This window comes from Maridesulfovibrio frigidus DSM 17176, from assembly GCF_000711735.1.
GTDB lineage: Bacteria > Desulfobacterota > Desulfovibrionia > Desulfovibrionales > Desulfovibrionaceae > Maridesulfovibrio > Maridesulfovibrio frigidus.
Genome location: NZ_JONL01000003.1, coordinates 47,028 through 67,118, shown reverse-complemented (window position 1 = coordinate 67,118; position 20,091 = coordinate 47,028). Strand labels below are relative to the sequence as shown.

The 20,091-nt window shown below is 43.1% G+C and carries 20 protein-coding genes and 5 tRNA genes; 18 read left to right on the top strand and 7 right to left on the bottom strand.

Features of this window, described 5'->3' with window-relative positions:
- Positions 1-20: 20 nt before the first annotated feature.
- On the top strand, positions 21-1,256 hold the full coding sequence (locus tag BR06_RS0107610) for an aromatic amino acid transport family protein (RefSeq protein ID WP_031481871.1): 1,236 nt from the start codon (positions 21-23) through the stop codon (positions 1,254-1,256).
- 250 nt (positions 1,257-1,506) lie between these two features.
- Here BR06_RS0107610 and BR06_RS0107605 read toward each other — a convergent pair whose 3' ends face one another.
- The 5 genes from BR06_RS0107605 to BR06_RS0107585 form a co-directional block, all read right to left on the bottom strand.
- Positions 1,507-2,475 (bottom strand): NADase-type glycan-binding domain-containing protein, encoded by a 969-nt coding sequence (locus tag BR06_RS0107605; RefSeq protein ID WP_031481870.1) that lies wholly within the window; start codon positions 2,473-2,475, stop codon positions 1,507-1,509.
- A 144-nt stretch (positions 2,476-2,619) separates the two neighbouring features.
- Positions 2,620-2,883 carry an RNA recognition motif domain-containing protein gene (locus BR06_RS0107600; protein WP_031481869.1) on the bottom strand — a complete coding sequence of 88 codons (264 nt, stop codon included), beginning with the start codon at positions 2,881-2,883 and terminating at the stop codon, positions 2,620-2,622.
- A 249-nt stretch (positions 2,884-3,132) separates the two neighbouring features.
- Complete coding sequence (locus BR06_RS0107595) at positions 3,133-4,401, bottom strand: DEAD/DEAH box helicase (protein ID WP_084154061.1); 1,269 nt, start codon at positions 4,399-4,401, stop codon at positions 3,133-3,135.
- 350 nt (positions 4,402-4,751) lie between these two features.
- Entirely contained in the window at positions 4,752-6,170 is a 1,419-nt protein-coding gene (gene ahcY / locus BR06_RS0107590; RefSeq protein WP_084154059.1) for an adenosylhomocysteinase, read from the bottom strand.
- A 33-nt stretch (positions 6,171-6,203) separates the two neighbouring features.
- Positions 6,204-7,115: an ArsR/SmtB family transcription factor gene (locus BR06_RS0107585; protein WP_031481866.1), complete on the bottom strand. Its 912-nt coding sequence runs from the start codon at positions 7,113-7,115 to the stop codon at positions 6,204-6,206.
- Positions 7,116-7,407: 292 nt separating this feature from the next.
- On the opposite strand from BR06_RS0107585, the gene BR06_RS0107580 reads away from it, so the two are divergent.
- The 7 genes from BR06_RS0107580 (at position 7,408) to BR06_RS0107550 (ending at position 9,253) form a co-directional block, all read left to right on the top strand.
- On the top strand, positions 7,408-7,911 hold the full coding sequence (locus BR06_RS0107580; protein ID WP_031481865.1) for a DUF721 domain-containing protein: 504 nt from the start codon (positions 7,408-7,410) through the stop codon (positions 7,909-7,911).
- 36 nt (positions 7,912-7,947) lie between these two features.
- Entirely contained in the window at positions 7,948-8,295 is a 348-nt protein-coding gene (locus tag BR06_RS0107575) for a hypothetical protein (protein WP_031481864.1), read from the top strand.
- A 73-nt stretch (positions 8,296-8,368) separates the two neighbouring features.
- Positions 8,369-8,443, top strand: a tRNA-Gln gene (locus BR06_RS0107570).
- Between the two features lie 22 nt (positions 8,444-8,465).
- Positions 8,466-8,543: transfer RNA gene (locus BR06_RS0107565), tRNA-Glu, on the top strand.
- A gap of 112 nt (positions 8,544-8,655) precedes the next feature.
- Positions 8,656-8,733 (top strand) — tRNA-Glu (locus BR06_RS0107560).
- 347 nt (positions 8,734-9,080) lie between these two features.
- Positions 9,081-9,155, top strand: a tRNA-Gln gene (locus tag BR06_RS0107555).
- A gap of 20 nt (positions 9,156-9,175) precedes the next feature.
- Positions 9,176-9,253 (top strand) — tRNA-Glu (locus BR06_RS0107550).
- 86 nt (positions 9,254-9,339) lie between these two features.
- Here the strand turns inward: BR06_RS0107550 and BR06_RS0107545 are convergent.
- Entirely contained in the window at positions 9,340-9,759 is a 420-nt protein-coding gene (locus tag BR06_RS0107545) for a hypothetical protein (protein WP_031481863.1), read from the bottom strand.
- A 98-nt stretch (positions 9,760-9,857) separates the two neighbouring features.
- On the opposite strand from BR06_RS0107545, the gene BR06_RS0107540 reads away from it, so the two are divergent.
- The 10 genes from BR06_RS0107540 (at position 9,858) to BR06_RS0107495 (ending at position 19,416) form a co-directional block, all read left to right on the top strand.
- Positions 9,858-10,742 (top strand): LysR family transcriptional regulator, encoded by an 885-nt coding sequence (locus BR06_RS0107540; RefSeq protein ID WP_235727687.1) that lies wholly within the window; start codon positions 9,858-9,860, stop codon positions 10,740-10,742.
- Between the two features lie 208 nt (positions 10,743-10,950).
- Complete coding sequence (locus BR06_RS0107535; protein ID WP_235727686.1) at positions 10,951-11,502, top strand: metal-dependent phosphohydrolase; 552 nt, start codon at positions 10,951-10,953, stop codon at positions 11,500-11,502.
- 42 nt (positions 11,503-11,544) lie between these two features.
- Complete coding sequence (locus tag BR06_RS0107530; RefSeq protein WP_031481860.1) at positions 11,545-12,102, top strand: GAK system XXXCH domain-containing protein; 558 nt, start codon at positions 11,545-11,547, stop codon at positions 12,100-12,102.
- Positions 12,103-12,109: 7 nt separating this feature from the next.
- Positions 12,110-13,252, top strand: coding sequence for a PHP domain-containing protein (locus tag BR06_RS0107525; RefSeq protein ID WP_031481859.1), 1,143 nt, complete (start codon positions 12,110-12,112; stop codon positions 13,250-13,252).
- A 69-nt stretch (positions 13,253-13,321) separates the two neighbouring features.
- Entirely contained in the window at positions 13,322-14,974 is a 1,653-nt protein-coding gene (locus BR06_RS0107520; RefSeq protein ID WP_031481858.1) for a PhoU domain-containing protein, read from the top strand.
- Positions 14,975-14,998: 24 nt separating this feature from the next.
- Positions 14,999-15,874: a GAK system ATP-grasp enzyme gene (locus tag BR06_RS0107515; RefSeq protein WP_031481857.1), complete on the top strand. Its 876-nt coding sequence runs from the start codon at positions 14,999-15,001 to the stop codon at positions 15,872-15,874.
- Between the two features lies 1 nt (position 15,875).
- The gene (locus BR06_RS0107510; RefSeq protein WP_034602932.1) at positions 15,876-16,982 is read left to right on the top strand and encodes an HprK-related kinase B; all 1,107 of its coding nucleotides are present in this window, start codon (positions 15,876-15,878) and stop codon (positions 16,980-16,982) included.
- Positions 16,983-17,049: 67 nt separating this feature from the next.
- Entirely contained in the window at positions 17,050-17,526 is a 477-nt protein-coding gene (locus BR06_RS0107505) for an amphi-Trp domain-containing protein (protein WP_031481855.1), read from the top strand.
- A gap of 236 nt (positions 17,527-17,762) precedes the next feature.
- Positions 17,763-18,299: a hypothetical protein gene (locus BR06_RS0107500; protein WP_031481854.1), complete on the top strand. Its 537-nt coding sequence runs from the start codon at positions 17,763-17,765 to the stop codon at positions 18,297-18,299.
- A 253-nt stretch (positions 18,300-18,552) separates the two neighbouring features.
- Positions 18,553-19,416: a nitroreductase family protein gene (locus tag BR06_RS0107495; protein ID WP_051676966.1), complete on the top strand. Its 864-nt coding sequence runs from the start codon at positions 18,553-18,555 to the stop codon at positions 19,414-19,416.
- A gap of 56 nt (positions 19,417-19,472) precedes the next feature.
- Here BR06_RS0107495 and BR06_RS0107490 read toward each other — a convergent pair whose 3' ends face one another.
- A complete protein-coding gene (locus BR06_RS0107490) occupies positions 19,473-19,970 on the bottom strand; it encodes a hypothetical protein (RefSeq protein WP_031481852.1) in 498 nt (165 codons plus the stop codon).
- Positions 19,971-20,091 lie beyond the last annotated feature (121 nt).

Sequence of the window (20,091 nt, the reverse complement as noted above, 5' to 3'; positions counted from 1 at the left end):
CAATCTTACAGGAGACCTGAATGTCTGACAAAAAATCCGTATCCGCAATGACAATGATGTTTGTTGTTGTTGGTAATATGCTCGGGGCAGGAATACTGGCAATTCCTGTTAATCTATGTGCGGCGGGCCTATATCCGGCAATTGCGGCAACACTGGTTATGTGGGTGCTGATGACCTATACAGCTCTCATTTATGCAGGACAAAAAAGCTTAACCTACAACGAACATGCGGACCTACCTACATTCTTTCACGAAGAACTAGGGTCAATCGGAAAATGGGTTAGCATCGTTGCAAATATGATCGTTCTATATGGGGTACTTGTAGCTTATCTGGCTGGAATTTCCGCGATCATAATGAGTTTGCAATCAACGGTATCAATGTCCGTTGTAATGATTATTTATTTCATCGTAGTTACAAGCATGACAGCTTTCGGCATGACAATGATGAAAAAATGTACCCCCGCCATGGTTATCACCATGTGGATTACCTTTGGAATGCTCGTTTTCATGGTTGTACCCGATGTCACGGCTACAAATCTCGAGCACTTTGATTGGAGCTACGTCCCAGCCGGGTTGCCCGTTCTGTTAATGGCTTTCCATTTCCACAATATCATTCCAAGTATCTGTCGTACGCTTGATCATGACGCAAAAAAGATCAAGACAGCAATCATAGGTGGTACCACCATCGGAATGCTTATGAATATGACTTGGCTGTTTGTTGTTCTGGGAGCTGTTCCGCTATCATCACCTAACGGAGTTGATCTTATTTCAGCCTTTGCTAAAAATCAGCCCGCAACGATCCCACTTGAACAATTGCTTAAAACTCCGGCATTTACTTATGTGGCACTAGTTTTTGCGCTGGTCGCTATGTCGACAGCGTTTATGGCAAATGGAACGGCTCTTATGAGTTTCATACGAGATTTAACTGCCACCTACATGGGAACAAAGAATAAATCACTAGTCTGGTGTTTATCCTTTATACCACCACTTCTAGTTGCTCTCATTTATCCGGACATTTTCCTTGTCGCCATCAACATGGTTGGCGGAGTCGGAGAATGTATTATCTTCGGAATTCTGCCAGGATTCATTGTCTGGAAATATTCCGCACCTGGAAGTTTCAAAAGGATGACGGGCATCGCCTTGATCGTCTGTTTCAGCGCAGTCCTACTCATTGAGCTTGGACAGGAAACAGGCCTGCTTCACCTCAGCCCGAACGTAGAGTACTGGACTCATCCTCTCCGCAATAGAGCTCCTTAATAAGTCACTATTAATAAAGCTTAAACAACTCTCGCTAATAAAGCACATCGATAAGAGCACACTAAAAGGCCCCTTGCAGAACTATACTGCAAGGGGCCTTTTACTTATGTTCATATGCTCAAACAATTTAAGTGCGAGATTCTGGCAATTACGACTGTTTATTGTTTGGATTACAACTCCAGACGACTTAAGTAATGATTACTTATTGTCCAAACAATCTCGATTCCAGAGCGTCAAAAGTTAATTTTTCTTAAAACTCAACCTTGCTTTTAACCTTCCACTCACCAAGCTCTCTTTTAAGAGTATACAACGAGTTTTCAGTAACTAGATTATCTCTAAGATCAAATATCACGGTGTAATCACCCTTCACCCAAAGTTCAATTTCTGTCGGCGTATGAGTTCTAAAATTATAGCGCAGGCCTGAGGTAGAAACGATTGCGTTCTGATATTTTTCCAATACACCCCGCTTATCCAACATTGCTCTGAAACTTTCAAAATATGAACTTTCACGTAAAAACTGGGCCTCGACAAACATACGCGGATACTCTTCACTGATAGTAACAAAAGCCGTGTAAAACTTATCAAAAAAAGCTTCTACTTCAGCCCGTAAAATTCTTTCCTGCTCTAATTTTTCCAACTTTTCTGCAAGCAGTTCTCTTTGCTTGGGAGTTAGGTAAGGCTCTTTAACCAAGACTTTTTTGCTTATAACTAAAGCCGCCAGTTCTTGCGTGGAAGGATCGTGATACTCAACTAAAATTTCAGAAAAACCTGCAACACTATTGGTTGCGTTTGAATGCACAGAATCAATCGTAAGCTCAAGGCTTTTAGTAATACACTTTACAGCTTCAATCTTCTGCATTTTATCGGTATCTTTGAGGTTTACCGACTGCCGATGCACTCCGCCGAAGGAAACCCGCACACCCTTAACTTTGGCAACCTGAAAATCAGCACTTTCCGAATCTAAACCGTTCCGAAAAACCACAGAATCAACAACAACATTATTCGGAAAAACAAACTGAACCCACTGCCCCGCACCATTGCCATCAACATTTTCCAGCCAGCCAGTCGATTCATCCCCATCAGAAAGAGCACTCGCATTGAACAAACTTGAACCAGCTTGCGGAACAAATGAAGACACTTTCATTTGCACAGCCTCAGCATGACATAAGCTAGGAATTGCCATCAAGATGGCTATAAGAAGAAATAATTTGCGAATCATATTTAAGCTCCAGAGGAAGATTCAAACATAGAAAGAACTAGCTTAAGCTAGACCATGAATGAAGAAAACGGCAAGGCCAAAAAAAACGCCCGTTTCCCTTGGGGGAAACGGGCGTAAAGAGCAGAATCTGCTTATATCTGGATACTACCAGCGTGGGCGTTCTGCGCGAGGCTTAGCTTCGTTAACCTTTAGGTTACGACCGTCGAAATCTTTACCGTCAAGAGCATCGATAGCTTCGAGAGCACCAGAATCGTCCATTTCGACGAAACCGAAACCGCGTGGGCGGCCTGTTTCTCTATCTTCGATAAGTTTAACAGAAATGACTTCGCCGAAAGCTTCAAATGCTGCGCGGACGTCGTCTTCACTAGCGGACCAGGGCAAGTTGCCTACATAGATGTTCTTAGACATTCAATATTCTCCATAAAAAGTAATGATGCATGGCACTCATGTGCCACAGATATAAACCAAGGACAGCATACAAGATGCGTAACTGCTCCTTGATATATCTGTCGTAATCGAAATCGGCGCCTTCACGGAGGTCGCCAATGCAATAGGTTTGACTTTGACCTACCGTCAGAAAAAAGTCAACACAAATTATTATGAAATTAAGACTAACTTCATATAACACTCGAAAATACACGCAAGACCTTGATATGACTAGCGTTTAGTACGAACGGGAGCTTTAGTTGTGCGTCTGCGAGTAGGTGCAGCAGGACGCCTTTTATCAGAGCCGTAAGTTTTTTTATGCTTAGCAGGAGCTGGTCCTCTACGATCCATTCCCGGCACACTTTTGAGAGGCTGATCGTAATCAAACTCTTCCACTTTGCGACGGTCAATCTGTCTGCCCACAATTTTCTCGATCTCACGCATCAAGCGTTCATCTTCTTTTGTTACGAGACTAAGAGCCATACCACTACGTCCAGCACGGCCTGTACGACCAATACGGTGAGTGTAAGTTTCAGCAGTATCAGGCACATCGAAGTTGATAACGTGAGTAATGCGATCACAGTCAATACCGCGAGCTGCGATATCGGTAGCAACCATCACTTTGAAAGTACCGTCTTTAAAGCCATCAAGCGCGCGCTGACGCTGATTCTGACTCATATTACCCTGCAAAAATGTTGCTTCATGACCACGAAAGCTAAGCTTTCTAGCCAAGTTTTTAGCACGATGCTTTGTACGAGTAAAAATGAGCATGCTGTCATATTTAGTTACGTCCAGCAAAGCTTCCAAAAGGCCGACTTTAAGCTGAGGATGAACAGGGTAGAAAGTATGCCCAACGCTTGTAGCAGGAGCAGTATTCGCAACCTGAACAGTTGCTGGGTTAACAAGAATCTTCCCAGCAAGCTCTCTAATATCATGCGGCATAGTCGCTGAGAACAACAAGTTCTGGCGAGTAGCAGGGAGACGAGCAAGAATACGTTTGATGTCAGGCATGAAACCCATATCAAGCATACGGTCAGCTTCGTCGAGAACCAAAGTATCGACCTGATCAAGTTTAAGTACACCTTGATTAAGAAGGTCAATAAGTCTGCCGGGACAAGCTACAATAACGGTAGCTTTGTTCGCGGCCTTAATCTGAGGATTGGCGCCGACGCCTCCGAATACAGCTGCGCTGCGGATGCCGGTCTGTTTTCCAAGAGAAATAAAATTTTCGTGAATCTGCAAAGCTAGTTCACGTGTAGGAGCAAGCACCAATGTGCGGCAAGGCCCCTGCTTAGGAGCGTTACTAGTAAGCAAGCGCTGCAAAATAGGAAGTGCAAAAGCAGCTGTCTTTCCTGTTCCTGTCTGAGCAAGGCCCATAACATCACGGCCGCTTAAAACTTCAGGGATAGCGCGCACTTGAATTGGAGTAGGAATCGTATAGCCGCAACCGATGATGCCAGTGACAATGCGCTGGTCAAAAGAAAAAGAATCAAAATTCACAAGTAAATCCTGGTGTGAAAGGGAATTATATAACGACGGCGCGTGACAGCGGTCGTAATCCGATTATTTCGGAGGGTATTTATCTGAGGCTCTGGAACATGAATTTGATCGTAATCCGGCGTATGTGCGGAGTAGGTTTGCCAAAGGATGGCAAAGAGGATTTCCGTGAGTCCAGTCACGCTGAGGTGTGGGTTATTTACTCACTCTACTGAAAAAGTAAAGACATATTTATAAAAAAAATAAAATAAGGCCCACTCGAATTAACTTTTATCATAACTGATATCAGCTTCAACGAATGGGCCTTTTTAATTCAATACACTAAAAAATAAGGTTAAATTAATCGCCTTACTTTAGTAACGGTAGTGATTCGGCTTGTATGGACCAGCAACATCAACGTTGATGTAGTCAGCCTGTTCTTTAGAAAGAACTTCAAGCTCAACGCCAAGACGAGCAAGATGCAACCGAGCAACTTCTTCATCAAGTTTTTTAGGCAGAATCATAACAGTCGGCTCATATGTGTTCTGAGCAAGGTCAATCTGAGCAAGAACCTGGTTAGTGAAGCTGTTACTCATAACAAAGCTAGGATGACCTGTTGCACAACCAAGGTTAACCAAACGTCCTTCAGCAAGAACGATTACAGATTTGCCGGACTTGAGAGTCCATTTATCAACCTGTGGTTTAACTTCAAGCTTCACAGCTTTAGAGTCAACTTCGAGATAGCTCATTTCGATTTCGTTATCGAAGTGACCGATGTTACAAATGATAGCTTCATCTTTCATCAGTTCAATGTCTTTGCCTGTGATAACGTGGTAGTTACCTGTGCAAGTAACAAAGATATCACCGCGCTCAACAGCTTTCGCCATTGGAGCAACTTCGAATCCTTCCATAGCCGCCTGAAGCGCACAGATAGGATCAACTTCAGTAACGATAACACGAGCACCGAAACCGCGCATGGACTGAGCACAACCTTTACCAACATCACCGTAACCGATGACAACAACGATCTTACCAGCGATCATAACGTCAGTAGCACGTTTGATTCCGTCAGCAAGAGACTCGCGGCAACCGTAGAGGTTGTCGAACTTGGATTTAGTAACAGAGTCATTAACATTGATAGCAGGGAAAAGAAGTTCGCCAGCTTCAAGCATCTGGTAAAGACGGTGAACACCAGTAGTTGTTTCTTCAGAAACGCCCTGAACTTTCTTAGCGATGTCTGTCCATTTAGTTGGATTTTCAGCAACAGAAGCCTTCAAACGGTCGATAACCATCTGAAATTCTTTGTTGTCATATTTCTTCTCAAGAATGGAAGGATCTTTTTCAGCCTGAACACCTTTGTGGATCATGAGAGTAGCGTCGCCACCGTCATCAACGATAAGGTCAGGACCGGAACCGTCAGGCCATGTCAAAGCCTGCTCTGTACACCACCAGAATTCTTCAAGAGTTTCGCCCTTCCAAGCGAAAACTTTAGAAGTTCCGTTTGCTGCGATAGCTGCTGCCGCGTGATCCTGAGTGGAGAAAATATTACAAGAAGCCCAACGCAGATCAGCGCCGAGCTCTGTAAGGGTTTCGATAAGCATTGCAGTCTGGATAGTCATGTGCAGGCTGCCCATGATTTTTAGACCTTTAAGAGGCTTTTCTTTACCATACTTTTCACGCAGGGACATAAGACCCGGCATTTCGCGCTCGGAAAGCTGCATTTCTTTGTTACCCCAATCGGCAAGAGACATATCCGCTACTTTATTATCCATTTTAGGATCTAATTTAATCATTACAAACTCCATTTTTTTGTAGGCTAATACCCACTATTTTTTTTCAGAAACGCAAACCAAAACCGTAAGACCTTCTTTTACAGGGAAACGATGAGTTTTTATTGAACCGAGACCGGCCTCATCCATCCACCCACGAAGCTCTTCCTCAGTAAAACCTAATCTGCGATCACCGAATTCTGTCCGCATCTTCTCATTTGAGTGCATCACAAAATCAGCCACCACCAGCCTGCCTCCGCTCGATAAAGCCCTTGCCGCCTCGGCAACAGCTTTATCAGGATTCGGCAAATGGTGAAGCACCATCGAAATGACCGCGAAATCTGCTTCCCAGTCCCGAAGCGGCAAATGTGTAAGTTCGCCGATACGAAGACTCACTCCTGGATTTTCGCCTATCCTATTAGATGCAAGTTCAAGCATCTTACGGGAGCTATCCACACCGATAACGGATTTACACTTAGAAAGCATGTCTCCGAGCAAAGATCCGTTACCACACCCAAGGTCCACACCCACCGCGCAGTCGTTCATAAAGCTAAGCACTTCGGAATTAAGGTTGAAATCTCCAAAAACTTCGCGCTGTAAACGTTCCCAGTCTTCAGCAATTTCATCAAAAAACCTACGTGTTTCCAGATTACGCTCAGCTAAAACTTCAACCACCCTTCGCTTATCTGCTAAAACCTCATCTTCATTTTCAATCAGCCAGCTAATTGAATCTGAAAAACGCAAACCCGCGCCGGACTGAGCTAGTCTGTAAAAATTCCATAACCCTTCGCGCCTTGATTCAAGCAATCCGCTCTCATGAAGAATTTTGAGATGACGGGAAACACGCGGCTGAGACATCCCTAGAACCTGGACGACCTCACCGACGTTAAGCTCGTTATCGCGGAGCATAGCTAAAAGCCGCACTCGTATCTCATCTGATAACGCTTTGCTGAATTTAATAATTTCCATCAAGACCCTCGCCCTAGGGCGACATAAGAAGTGGCTATATAAAAACATCTTTATATAACGATATAAACACTGCCTATCCTCCAAAATTAATATCGTCAAGATTAAAAAACTCCATTAGTGGATTTATTCAAGCGCCCCATTTGAGTAACATCACAGGGTAATTTTAGGAATTGCTAGCGCTTCACACAGTTATAGACAGATAAAATATTTACATAAACGGAACCCTTTGCAATTAGCCTTTTAGATGTATATAGTAACAAATTGAACAAACGCATTTTATCAAACTTCAATTATGGCTAAAAAAACTAAATATACAGGACCTAAAAAAAGGTTCTTCCACCCCCGCCAGCGCTCACTATGCACCGTAGGTGAAGCTATGACGGAGTTTGTTTCTACCCTCGACGGTAAAAACAAACTCAGGCTTGCCAAGCTATGGAAGGCATGGCCGGACCTGATGGGGGAACTTGCGGAGTTCGCCAAACCACTGGGACATCGCAAGACTACATTGATTCTCGCAGCAGAGGATTCTGTTGCCGCGCAGGAGCTCACATACTTCGCTCCAGAGATTTTATTGAGAATTAATTCGTTTTTTGGTGAAGAAGTCTTTGACAAGGTGCTATTCGAGCTGTTAAACGGCAGGGTTCCATTGGGTGGGTACGAATTACAGCGAACTCACTTCCAAAGAGCCAAGATCAAAAGTCCCGGAAACATTGGCGGGATGAAAGACAAATTTGATCCAGAATCGGCGGTCGGCAGATGTTATCTGAAGTACGTCCGTCTATTTGAAAAATCATAAGATTTCACGGCCGGAGACGGCCCCAAGGAGAATATCATGAGCGAAGACAAAATTACTTTAGAAGGCCTAGCACTTAAGAAGCCTCTCGACAAAATGACCACTAAAGAACTCCGCGAGATATGCATCAACAAGATGCCTTTGATCGCTGGTGTATCCGGAATGGACAAAGCAACTATCATCACCAACGTTAAAGAATTTCTCGGAATCGTTGAAGAAGAAGGCGCAGTATCCCCTTACAAAGATCAGATCTTTACTATTAAGAGCCAGATCAAAACTATGCGTGAAGATAAAGTTAAGGCTGAATCCCGCAAGGATCGCGACCTTATCCGTCGTAAAATCAACAAACTGAAAAAACGCACTCGCGCAATGGCGAAAGCAGTTTAATCTTATTTTCAAAATATTTGAAGATAACTGTTGACAGACTGAGAGATTCCAAATAAACACTCATTTCTGTTGCAGGGACATCGTTCAATTGGCAGGACAGCGGATTCTGATTCCGTCAATCAAGGTTCGAGTCCTTGTGTCCCTGCCAGCAACACTTTTTTGATTAATGCGTCCCCATCGTCTAGCCTGGCCTAGGACACCGGCCTTTCACGCCGGCGACAGGGGTTCAAATCCCCTTGGGGACGCCAATCAAAAAACAGTGAGACTCGCTAAAGCCAATAGAGTCGTGCTGGCTGCAACAACATAACTTGCTTCATTTACGCGATCAGGCTCGCAGAAGTAAGTACGATTTTTAGATGCGTCCCCATCGTCTAGCCTGGCCCAGGACACCGGCCTTTCACGCCGGCGACAGGGGTTCAAATCCCCTTGGGGACGCCACGAATTTGAAAAAGGACTGAATCGAAAGATTCAGTCCTTTCTTCGTTTTTAGGCTCAACAGATGTTGCTCATACAGAAGCCAAACAGAGCTTGTAGGAGCTATAAGTTTCCCAGTAGCAAGCCTATACTCACATAAGACAAAAAAACGCTGTATTCACCCTTACAGCGACCTAAGCAACATTTTCAACCAACTACTCATATGGACAAAGACAACGTCTTACAACCCGTATTTCAAACGCAAGTAACAGACTTAGTTCATTAGACAATCAATACTTCAACATTTTTTAATTTTTGTTCGATAAGTTGTTGACAGAACAATCCTTTCCACATAGAACCACTTTCGTTGCAGGGACATCGTTCAATTGGCAGGACAGCGGATTCTGATTCCGTCAATCAAGGTTCGAGTCCTTGTGTCCCTGCCACACAAATTTTTTTTAGATGCGTCCCCATCGTCTAGCCTGGCCTAGGACACCGGCCTTTCACGCCGGCGACAGGGGTTCAAATCCCCTTGGGGACGCCACTAAAAGAGAAAAAGCCTTACGTTACAAACGTAAGGCTTTTTCTCTTTTGTATGTCCCCACATAAAAAGTATCTAAAACTGAGTCCTTATTTAAGCGCGTGTACCGCCCCACCATGTGTGACAAATCTCACCATCCCATCACGATCCACCAAAATAGCTCGCGGCACCTCATCCACCTTCCTGACCATCTGCACCTTGCCATCAGGAGTAGCCCTGAAAAGACGTTTACTGGTGTGTGACATCACATACACAGAATTATCAGGTGCAGCCGCCATGCCGCAAATATAGCCGAACCCATCCGCAAGAAGCTGCTTCTCATTATCGGCGTATACAACATACACCTTCCCTTCCGCCTGCTCCGCAATGAAATGACATTTCTTCCCAGTTGCAACCAACATCCCGCTCTTGACCTCATCAACACCTGCTAAAGCAAAAGATGCGCACGCAATCACAAACATACATGATACTACGCAGCAAACCATCACCCTTGAAATTTTAAAAGTCATAATGACCTCCTTGCTGTTTCATATGTTATATGGCAGGTTATCATACAAATCCAATACCATTTAACGCCTTAACAATACCCAAAAGGTATCATATGAGAATGCGCCAATTACGCTACTTTGAAGCTGTAGCGGAAGAACTGCACTTTGGAAGAGCTGCTGAACGTTTACACATACAGCAACCTCCGCTCAGTAGACAGATTCAAAAATTAGAAGAAGATTTAGGTGTGCAACTGTTCGATCGTACGAATCGGAAGGTTGAACTTACCGACGCTGGTAAATATTTTCTAGGTGAAGCAAAAGCAATTCTGAAATCAATGTTGCGAGCAAGATCCACTCTTCAAGCTATGGGTGACGGTACAGCAGGAAAACTTCATGTGAGTTTTGTATATCTAGTACTCTCCTCAGCTTTTCCAGATATTGTGGGAGATTTCATGAAGAAATATCCACAAGTCGAAGTTGTTTTGCACGATGAATCCAGTCATCAACAAATTGAAGGAGTGCTCGAAGGATCTCGTCATGTGGGATTTGTCACTCGTAGTACTTTAGACACCAAAGAATTATCGGACATTGTCGTGCAAAGGACTTCTTCTTGTGCGGCTATTCCATCAAATCACCCACTTGCAAAAAAAAAGATGGTAACTCTCAAAGATTTATCCGAAATCCCTTACATATGCAGCCGAGAGTCTTATTGTAAAATGCGGGTTAAAGAGGTTCAAAGACGATTTAGCGAAGAAGGCCTCGAACTAAAATTGGGGATGCAGTATAAGCGAAAGCACACTGGCACAGTTTTCGTGGCAGCCGGGCTAGGCTGGACCTTCGTAAACTGTGATTCAGAGCATATCATTCCTGATGGAGTAGCTCTAAAACATATAGAGGATGATACTTCTCAGCTGGAAGTTGCAATGATTTGGGATCCGAATAGAGTCACCCCGCTGATACAGAATTTCCTTGATTACTATAAAGATAGTATTGAAGAGATCTAAATCGATCTAATCACAAGAATCGACAGGACTAGATTGTTTAATAATAATCACTTCATTTATAGCTTATCAAAAATAATATTTTAAACACTACTGAAATGGTATTGAAAATTAATAGAGTCGTTGAAAAATGCATCAGCGAATTAATTTACTTGATACGAGCCATAAATTTTGAGATTATTTTATCATATAATAGAATTAAAGGTGACCCGTGCAGAATAAAACAGCCATAACTATCCCGACCGAGCAAGAATGCGAGCGGCTTTTAACCGAAGTCTTCAATATTTCTGAAAACGAGCTTAATAACGCACGGCTTGTTAAAACAGTCGCCATGCGCATTGGTCGCGACCTCAAATGGCTACGCGACAGAGGGCCGAATCTCAACCTGATCAAAGCAGGATCTATTTTAAGCGCCATTACTATCGGTAGTAATAAAGAGGCGAAAGAAGAATGCGCTAAACTTAAAGAACTGGGCTACCCCGAAATTGCTGAAATTGCGGACATAAACAACTATCTTGATTTTTCAGACGATTTTACAGTCTCCGAAAAAGGAATTATATTTATTGCGGACAAGCTTGTCGATGACGAAGAACTTGTCAGCGTTGTTTATAAGTATGACTATGCAATAGAAAATGTTAAAAATGATCCACTAAAAGTCGCGGACCTTGAACGTAAAAAAATAATCGCACTAAAAATAAAATCAGCCATTGAGCGCGAAACGGGAAAGAATCTGGAAGAACTAGCCATCGCGGACAATGATTAGGCCCGCTTCAGGGACAAAATTTGAGAACACTGGAGAATTGTAATGGGAAAAGGAAATAAAATTGAAAGATCCATAAGGCCGGAAGAGTTGCCCAATTTCCTGCGCCAAATGGCTGATGCCATTGAAACGGGTGAAACTGACGGGATGACCTACTTCACTGCCATCGAAGGTTTTAAGAAATTAAAGATTAAAATCAGCCAAGACCCCGAAGAAACTCTCATTACTGTAAAAGTAAAACCTGAAAAAAACTACCAACCAGCCACACAAGAGACACAAAATACTGCGCAAGATCAGACAAAAGATAGCCCACCAAAGACAAAGTACACAGAGCTTAAAAAGCGCATGAAAAACTCGTTTAAAACAATTTTTAAATCCATTCATGCAGGAGTCTTGCCTCCTGAGCGTATTGCAGCTCAGTTCATTGAAGACTCCAAATTAATGGTCACTTACGAAGGGCATGGTGAAGACTACTATGATGAATACGCCGGAGCCTGCGATGAATTCGTGAAAGCGCTTGAAAATAAGAACATTGAAGATGCTCATAAGGCTTGTGACAATATAAACAGCATAAAAGCCCATTGCCATTCTCAATATAAGTAAGAAAACAATGAATACAAATAATGTGTGCGCTGAAAATATTAAGGTAGATCCAGAAATTTCCGACGAAGATCGCGAAATATTCTTTAAGGTTGTCTCAACTGAGCTTGCCGACTGGCAAATTCAGCAAATAGTAACCCCTTCTAATATTTACCCTGAGCAGAAACAAATACTCGCCGTACACTGGCATCCTGAATTTGTACCTATGAACTTAATCTCCCAGCGAATCGAAGCTATGTTTCCCGGCTGCAAAGACGAAATGCTTATTCCTACCCAGCATAACGAGCTAATGAGCTATGGCCGCTACACTGGAGTTGAGGTTGATTGCTACGCTAGCGGATTCAACCAAAAGGTTCAGCTTTTGCTACATTTTGAAAATGAAAAAATTGAAAAGGCACACGTTTTAAAATCCATGCTGGCGCACACATTCAAATACCGCTCATCGCAACTTTTTGAATTCATGGATTCCATAACCAAGCCCATCGAAAAAAGAGTACACGAAGCTGCGCGAAAAACTGGAGTGGACAAAAATCTCGTTGAGATGGTCAGAATATACGTAACCAAAATTCAAACCATGCTGGACGAAAACTGGTCTGCTATTTCGAAAGCTTCCGTTAAAAACAAACTTCTCAAAAACTACTTTGATGCAATGCGCCCTAAATATGGAAACACCCTTATTAATAGAGCTCAAGCCTATCTCAAAGCAATTAAGGTTCAGGTAAAAGCCGATTTTTCATTAAAATTTTTCTACAGGGCTACTGAAATAATCGAAGAAACGCACGCCCTTGGCGGATGCGTTGTTATCCCCCATCCTGAAGAATTTTGGCCCATTTTGCTCGCCAAATATGATGTGGACGGCATTGAGGCATGGAATCCTCAATCACAAAGGTATACCGACTTCCTCATCTCAGTCATAAATGAGCAAAACTTAAACCGTGCAAGCGGAAGCAAAGAAGTATTCATCTTCATGGGCGATGACTGCCACATGAGCGAAAAAAGCAAACCACTCAGCACGCAAGACCCGCTAAAAGCTGCCAGAGAAATTGGACTGCAACCAGCATGGGACGATCTGAATATCAGGAAAAAACTAATCGTGGCCGGTATAGACAGGCAATCAATTATCAAAGAGTACAAAGCGCGGTTAGCTGGATAACTTATTCAGCCGTTATTTAAGCTATTTTAAAAATTTCACATATTTCTTTTACACGGAGAATTCACACCAATGCTCACATTTGAAGGTTTGGACGAGAACTTTAAATTTCTTGTCTTTGAAGTAAGAAAGCAGATCACCGCAACACGGGAATTCGTGCACTCTCCGTCACGCTCTCTTTTTCGCAAAATCACCTCGCGCGACGATCATATCGATAACCTTAAAACTATCATCGAAAACAAAAGCTATTCACGCATAAACAAAGATACGGAACTTGATGATAAAACTCTGAACAAAATCAGAGCAATTCAGCTTGCCTCAGTTAACCTTGAAAGAATAGGCGACTACTGCGTTAATATTGTTAACCAGATGGCTTACCTTGAAGATAAAAGTTTTATTAACCGCTTTGAATGCCCGGAAGCTTTTGACATAATCGAAGGCACTACAGACTTAATTGATCAAGGCTTTACCGAAGACAACATGCCGCTGGCTCTTGAAATATGTAAATCCGAGAACAGTCTGGACTCGCTCTACAAAGACAATTTCAACCGCATCATGGCGGAAATGGGTAGCGGTAAAAATATACCCAACCTTGTCACAGTCCTTTTCATTTTCAGGTACCTTGAAAGAATCGGCGATTCTCTCCTGAACATAGGCGAAGCAATCATTTTTTCAATTCTCGGTGAACGTATCAAAATTGAACAGTTTGAATCTTTACAGCAAACACTATCAGTTTCTGGCTACGACGGTGCATTTTCAGATATAGATTTTCAAGGAATCTGGGGATCGCGTTCAGGGTGCCGAATCGGACACGTGCAGGCAAAGGATAAAGAGAACGGACCGCCTGTCGCGCAGGGAAGTATCTATAAAGAAGGCAACCTTGATAAGATTAGAGGGGAACGTAAAAACCTTAAAATCTGGAGCGAAAAGTTCCCGAATATGGTACCGGATGTTTTCGGATATCACGAAACTCCTGATGAAAATAAAGGTTCAATGCTTGTTGAATTTTTACCGGGTTGTACACTCGACACCATGCTTCTTACTTCAGATGACGCAGACATCGAAAACGGCCTGTTCACCCTAGAGCAAACCCTGCGACACATCTGGACAAAAACCATCAATCCCACTCCATTTAAAACCAACTATATGGATCAGCTGAAATCACGTCAGCCGGGAGTTCTACAGGTTCACCCTGAGTTTTACCGCTATGCAAGATCACCCGGATCTCCTGAATTAGTATCATCAGAAGAGTTAATACTCGAAGCTATGGTTGCGGAGAACGATATTCCAGCCCCCTTCACCGTATTCATCCACGGCGACTTCAACTGTAATAATGTTGTATACAGTAATAGTGATGAAAGAGTGCGGTTCATCGATCTGCATAGATCCCGCGATTTCGACTATATTCAGGATGTATCAGTCTTTCTCGTATCGAGCTTTCGCATGCCCGTCTTTGATCGGCCCGTACGAAACAAGATCAATGATGTAATCTCAAGATTCTACAGCTTTACTGAGGAATTCGCGCTGGAACACAAAGACTCGACATGGCAGGCACGCATGGCGCTGGCCTTAGCCCGTTCCCTCTATACGTCCACACGATTCGAGTTTAATTACGGATTTGCAAAAGATATGTTCAGCCGCTCTATGTTCCTGCTTGAAAAGATCAACCGCTATAACGGCAACTGGGACGAGTTCATTCTTCCTGAAGACATTCTTCATTATTAATTCGAGTGGCAAAAAGGATAATTCATGAAAATAGGTGTAATCGGGATCAAGGATGCATGGTCAACGGAACAACTGGCTGAAGCTGTTGCACGCAAAACGGGACAGAAAAAAAAGATTTTCGAGATGCAGGACGTCCGTCTTGATCTCCCTTCTGGCACAGCTGTTGTCGATGGAATCGACCTTTCAAAGCTCGATGGGATAATCATAAAAAAGATTGGCAAGCAATATTCGCCGGATTTGCTGGACCGTTTAGAAATGCTCCGCCTACTCGAAGGTCGCGGAGTTAAAATATTTTCATCCCCGAAAAGCATCCTGAGAGTTTTGGACAGGCTAAGCTGCACCATTACCTTGCAGCTCGGAAACATCCCTATGCCGCCAACGACAATTACCGAAAATATAGATCACGCTCTTGCGGCAGTTGAAGAATATGAAGAGGCTGTTTTCAAACCATTATACAGCACAAAAGCAAGGGGCATGTTTGTTCTAAGTCCAAATCCTGCAGCTCGCACCACAATTGAAGAGTACAGCAAAGAAAAAAAAATTCTCTACATCCAAAAAACTATAGATTTCAAAGACCGCGACCTCGGAATAGTCTTTCTAGGCGGGGAATACTTAACGACCTACGCACGCTGTAAGGCAAACGGATCATGGAACACTACAACTGTAAATGGCGGCAAATACGCCCCTGTAGATCCCCCGAAAGAAGTCATAGAACTTGCTCGTAAAGCACAGTCCCTTTTCAACCTCGATTTTACGTGCGTGGATGTTGCCCTGACAGATGATGGGCCACTAGTCTTTGAAGTATCAGCCTTCGGCGGGTTCCGGGGCCTTCTTGATGCGAGAGGTATAGATGCTGCGTCTTTATACGCGGACTACGCCATTGAGAGGATAAAAGCTTAGCATGACAACCATCACGCGAGCCGAACTGGTAAAAAAATACCGCAAAGATTTTCCGGCTACGAAAAGTCTGTTTATCCGCCTTGACGACATCATCATCGAAATACGGATTAGCGCGGGCAAACTATACCGTTATCTTGAGAACTATTTCAAAGATTTTCTTGCATCCAAACAAAAGAGCGACATTTTAATTACCGCCCATGAATGCGGTGCTGTAGATCTGAATATTAACTATACAGTGAAACAGCCAGATCCCGGTAAAATTAAAATCAAGGAAGAATTTTGTAATCTTAGCGATGGAAAAGTTGTGCGCAAAATGCTTACTGGTATGATCTTCGCTTTCGGGGACGGGGAAAATATAGCTATCGGCCCTTGCACTGAGAATTCGAATCAGGTGATTAATTTCATCAACACCCGTTTCATAGAGCATAAGCTCAACCAAGGGTGCTTTCTAGGCCATGCTGCAGGCGTTATTCAGCACGGGCGAGGTCTCGCTATTGCCGGATTCTCAGGAATGGGTAAATCTACTCTGGCCCTGCACCTGATGAGCATGGGAGCGACCTTCGTCAGTAATGACAGGGTAATGGTTAAAGAGTCCGGTGAACAAGTCACCTTTTACGGAGTGGCGAAACAACCTAGAATTAACCCCGGCACTGCGCTTAATAATCCAGATCTGCTACCGATCATTCCTTTAGAGGAACGTGATCATTTTCTATCTATTTCCAAGGCAAAACTTTGGGATTTAGAGCACAAATATGATGCTCTTATTCACGAATGTTTCGGTCCAGAAAAATTCATTTTACGCGCGTCGATGAATGCATTAGTAATCCTGAACTGGCAAAGAGACGAAAGCGAAACTGTCATTAAAGTAGTTGATCCGCTTAAGCGAAAAGACCTGCTTCCAGCTTTCACGAAAGAGACCGGACTGTTCTATATTCCAGACTCACCGGCCAAAATTAAAGACCAGAACATTGAAGATTACGCAAAACTTCTTTCTAAGACTACAGTTATCGAAATTAGCGGTGGAGTAGATTTTGATATGGCGGCAAAAATATGTCATAAATTCATGACGCGCGGAACTTTTCAGCCCACCACGGCAAAACACGCATAGATTTTTTAAACAAACATGGAAGTCCGGCAATAATCCAGCCGATTTTCCGCAACCTCAGAGGTATTGCATGAGTAAGGATAAGAAGAACAAAGTCACTGTTACAAAGACTATGACCAGTGATGAAGCTGTGGCATATCTCAGAGATATTCTGAAAAAATTCAAAGAAGGCAAAGTCAATTTATCCACTGACGACAGCAAACTAACTCTTGCTCCCACAGATGAAATAAGCCTCGAAGTAAAAGGTGGATTCAAGCGCGGCAAAAGCAAATTAAGCATGAAGCTGGTATGGCAAGAAGAAGAAACTCCTACTACTGTCATGATCGATAAGGACAAAGAAGAAGCTAAGCCTAAAAAAGCAAAAGCAAAAACTAAGCCCAAAGACAAAAAAGAAGATGACGACAAGAAACCTAAAAAAGCTGCAGCCAAGACAGTAAAACCCAAGGCCAAAGCTGAAACTAAAGCGAAACCGAAGGCAAAGGCGAAACCAAAAGCTAAGCCTGCGACAAAAACCGAAGAAGAGCCGAAAATAGAAGATAAAGAATAATTTTCTAAGACAAATTGATAGTTGGCCCCTCCCTACAAATAATATTTGTGCGGAGGGGTTTTCTCATTCGTACACTATAGTACTAACATCCTAAGATTCTGTATTTAATAAGCTAAGAACACAATAACCCTCACCCCAATTGACATTCATTATCAAGTGATTATTTTATCATAGAAGAGGGATTAACTTATAAAATAGAAAAACAGGGTTAATGGATATATTGCACGGAGGACAAAATGAGATCAACTAATATGAAGACTACCTTTATTGCCATTTTGATGGCTGTTGTGCTCATTCTATCCGGTGCAACTGCAAATGCCGTGAGCTTCAAGTTTGAGCTAGACAACAAGGGAAATACTTGGGAACTAGCTAACACCAACTATTTAGGTTCAGTTGGATTTAAGGACCTAGATATTACCTCAACCTTTACGCTAGCTGACATTCAAGGTCAGATAAGTAAGGGAACGGCTGTTAAGTTCTATGCAGGGACAAACTTGAATGGACTGACTGAGTTCGTCCAGTTGTCACCAAGCACTGAGTTTGATTACACTGGTTCAGCAACACAGACCATTACAAACGCGTTTTATGTTGAATTCAGCCCTACGAAGATTCAGTTGGATAACTTTGGTTTTAAGGGATCAAAGACATTGAAGGATAATGGTAAGATGGGGTTCCTCAGCACTGTTCCTGCACCAGTTCCGATTCCCGCTTCATGGATAATCATAAGCGGAGGACTGCTCATAATATCAGGAGTAAAGCGAACATTATCGTAAACGAAAATAGTAGATAGATTACAATTGAAGGCCGCCCATAAAAAAGGGTGGCCTTTTTTATTTGGTCAAAAAGACTAGCCAATTCTGAAAAATGATTTATCTTTTATCATAATACAATTTAACGCTTTGCAGCAACAAAACACAACCAGCTGCTTGTATAAACTGAACACTTATTGAAATCGGACCACGCTGAGAAAACCACAGATCAGCAACGACAGCTCGTAGAATTTAACCTAAGACATAGGACCTAAAAATGATGCCAGTAACAATCGATGCAAGTCTTTGTAATTCTGATGGACATTGCGTCCGCGACTGCCCCGCCTCCATTCTTATTATTAATGAAAAGGGACAAGCTCCCGTTGTAAATCCCAAAAAAGCAAAATTCTGCATAAATTGCGGACACTGTGCTTCTGTTTGTCCGACCAATGCTATTACCTTGAGTGCTTTTGCGGACCAACAGCCCATTCCTTATACCACTGAAAATATAGCTGATTACGCATCTGTCGAATCTTTCTTTAAGAGCAGACGCTCAGTTCGCCAATTTAAAAAGAAACCTCTTACGATCGATGAAATAGGTGAGCTTATTCACCTGAGCGCCTACGCTCCTTCCGGCCACAACGCTCAGCCAGTATCATGGACGGTTCTTAATCAGCCTGAAAAAGTTCAGGAACTCGCAGCCCTTGTCATAGATTGGATGGCTGGAATGAGCATCACCAACCCTGATATGGCTGAGAAAATGTCTCTTGCGGCTATCGTTAACGCTTTTAAAAATGGGGCTGACATAATCTGCCGCAGCGCTCCGGCAGTTGCTGCAAGCTGGGCACCAACCGTTGGTATAACTCCCGACCTTGATGCCATTATCGCGGCAACTCACCTTGAGCTTGCCGCTCACGCTAAAGGACTTGGCGCATGTTGGGGCGGATATGTACTGCTTGCCGCAAAATTCAGCGAACCGATAAGAACCTTCTTGGGCGTGCCTGAAGATCATAGCCTGCATGGTGTAATGCTGCTTGGACATCCTTCAGTAAAATACAGTAACGCGCCTCCGCGTCACAAAGCGGTCGCAGAAAAAGCCGGAGAAGGATATGTCTTCCCCGCGCGTGAAAATGAACATTAGAAAAACCTGATAGTGCTAAAAAAGAAAGTCTCCAGCTTGTTTAAGCTGGAGACTTTTTAATCAGATTTAACTTGCTTACCCGGACGAAAAGCTGTCTTCAAAAATGACGGAGTAAATATCCGAAAAGGGTTTTTAACTAGCACATCCGGCATCAAATGATACCAACGGTAGCCGAGAGTATGGTAAACTTTTTTAGCCAAACACCCGTATCCGGTCTGCTTAGCTGCCCAAATTGCCGCGTCTCTCTGACAGCGCGAAGCCGCAACTGCTTTGAAAATTTTTTCGCTATATCCCTTATCTGCAAGCATTTTCCTTATTCTCAAGTATTCCCTGTGCCTGCTGATTATATCAGCCACGGAAAAAAAAGCTCCCGTCACCCAGCTAAGCGCAATAGCAGTAGATGACACAAACCCAAAGCTGTGACCATCGCGATAGAATTCTGCGGCAAGCCACACCAAAGTAACGACCATGCCAATGCATAAGCCTAAAACAAAATGGGGTAGCGGGGCCACCCGCAAATAATTATTATGCCTTAAGGCAAAGGACTTTATCATCGGAATTTCACCACAGTAAGTCATTTGAGTTTATTTCATCCGCCACGGATAGGAAATAACACCGTAAACACTTACCTTCAAGCAGTTCTTTATAATGATATTTTAAAAAGATAAGACCTTA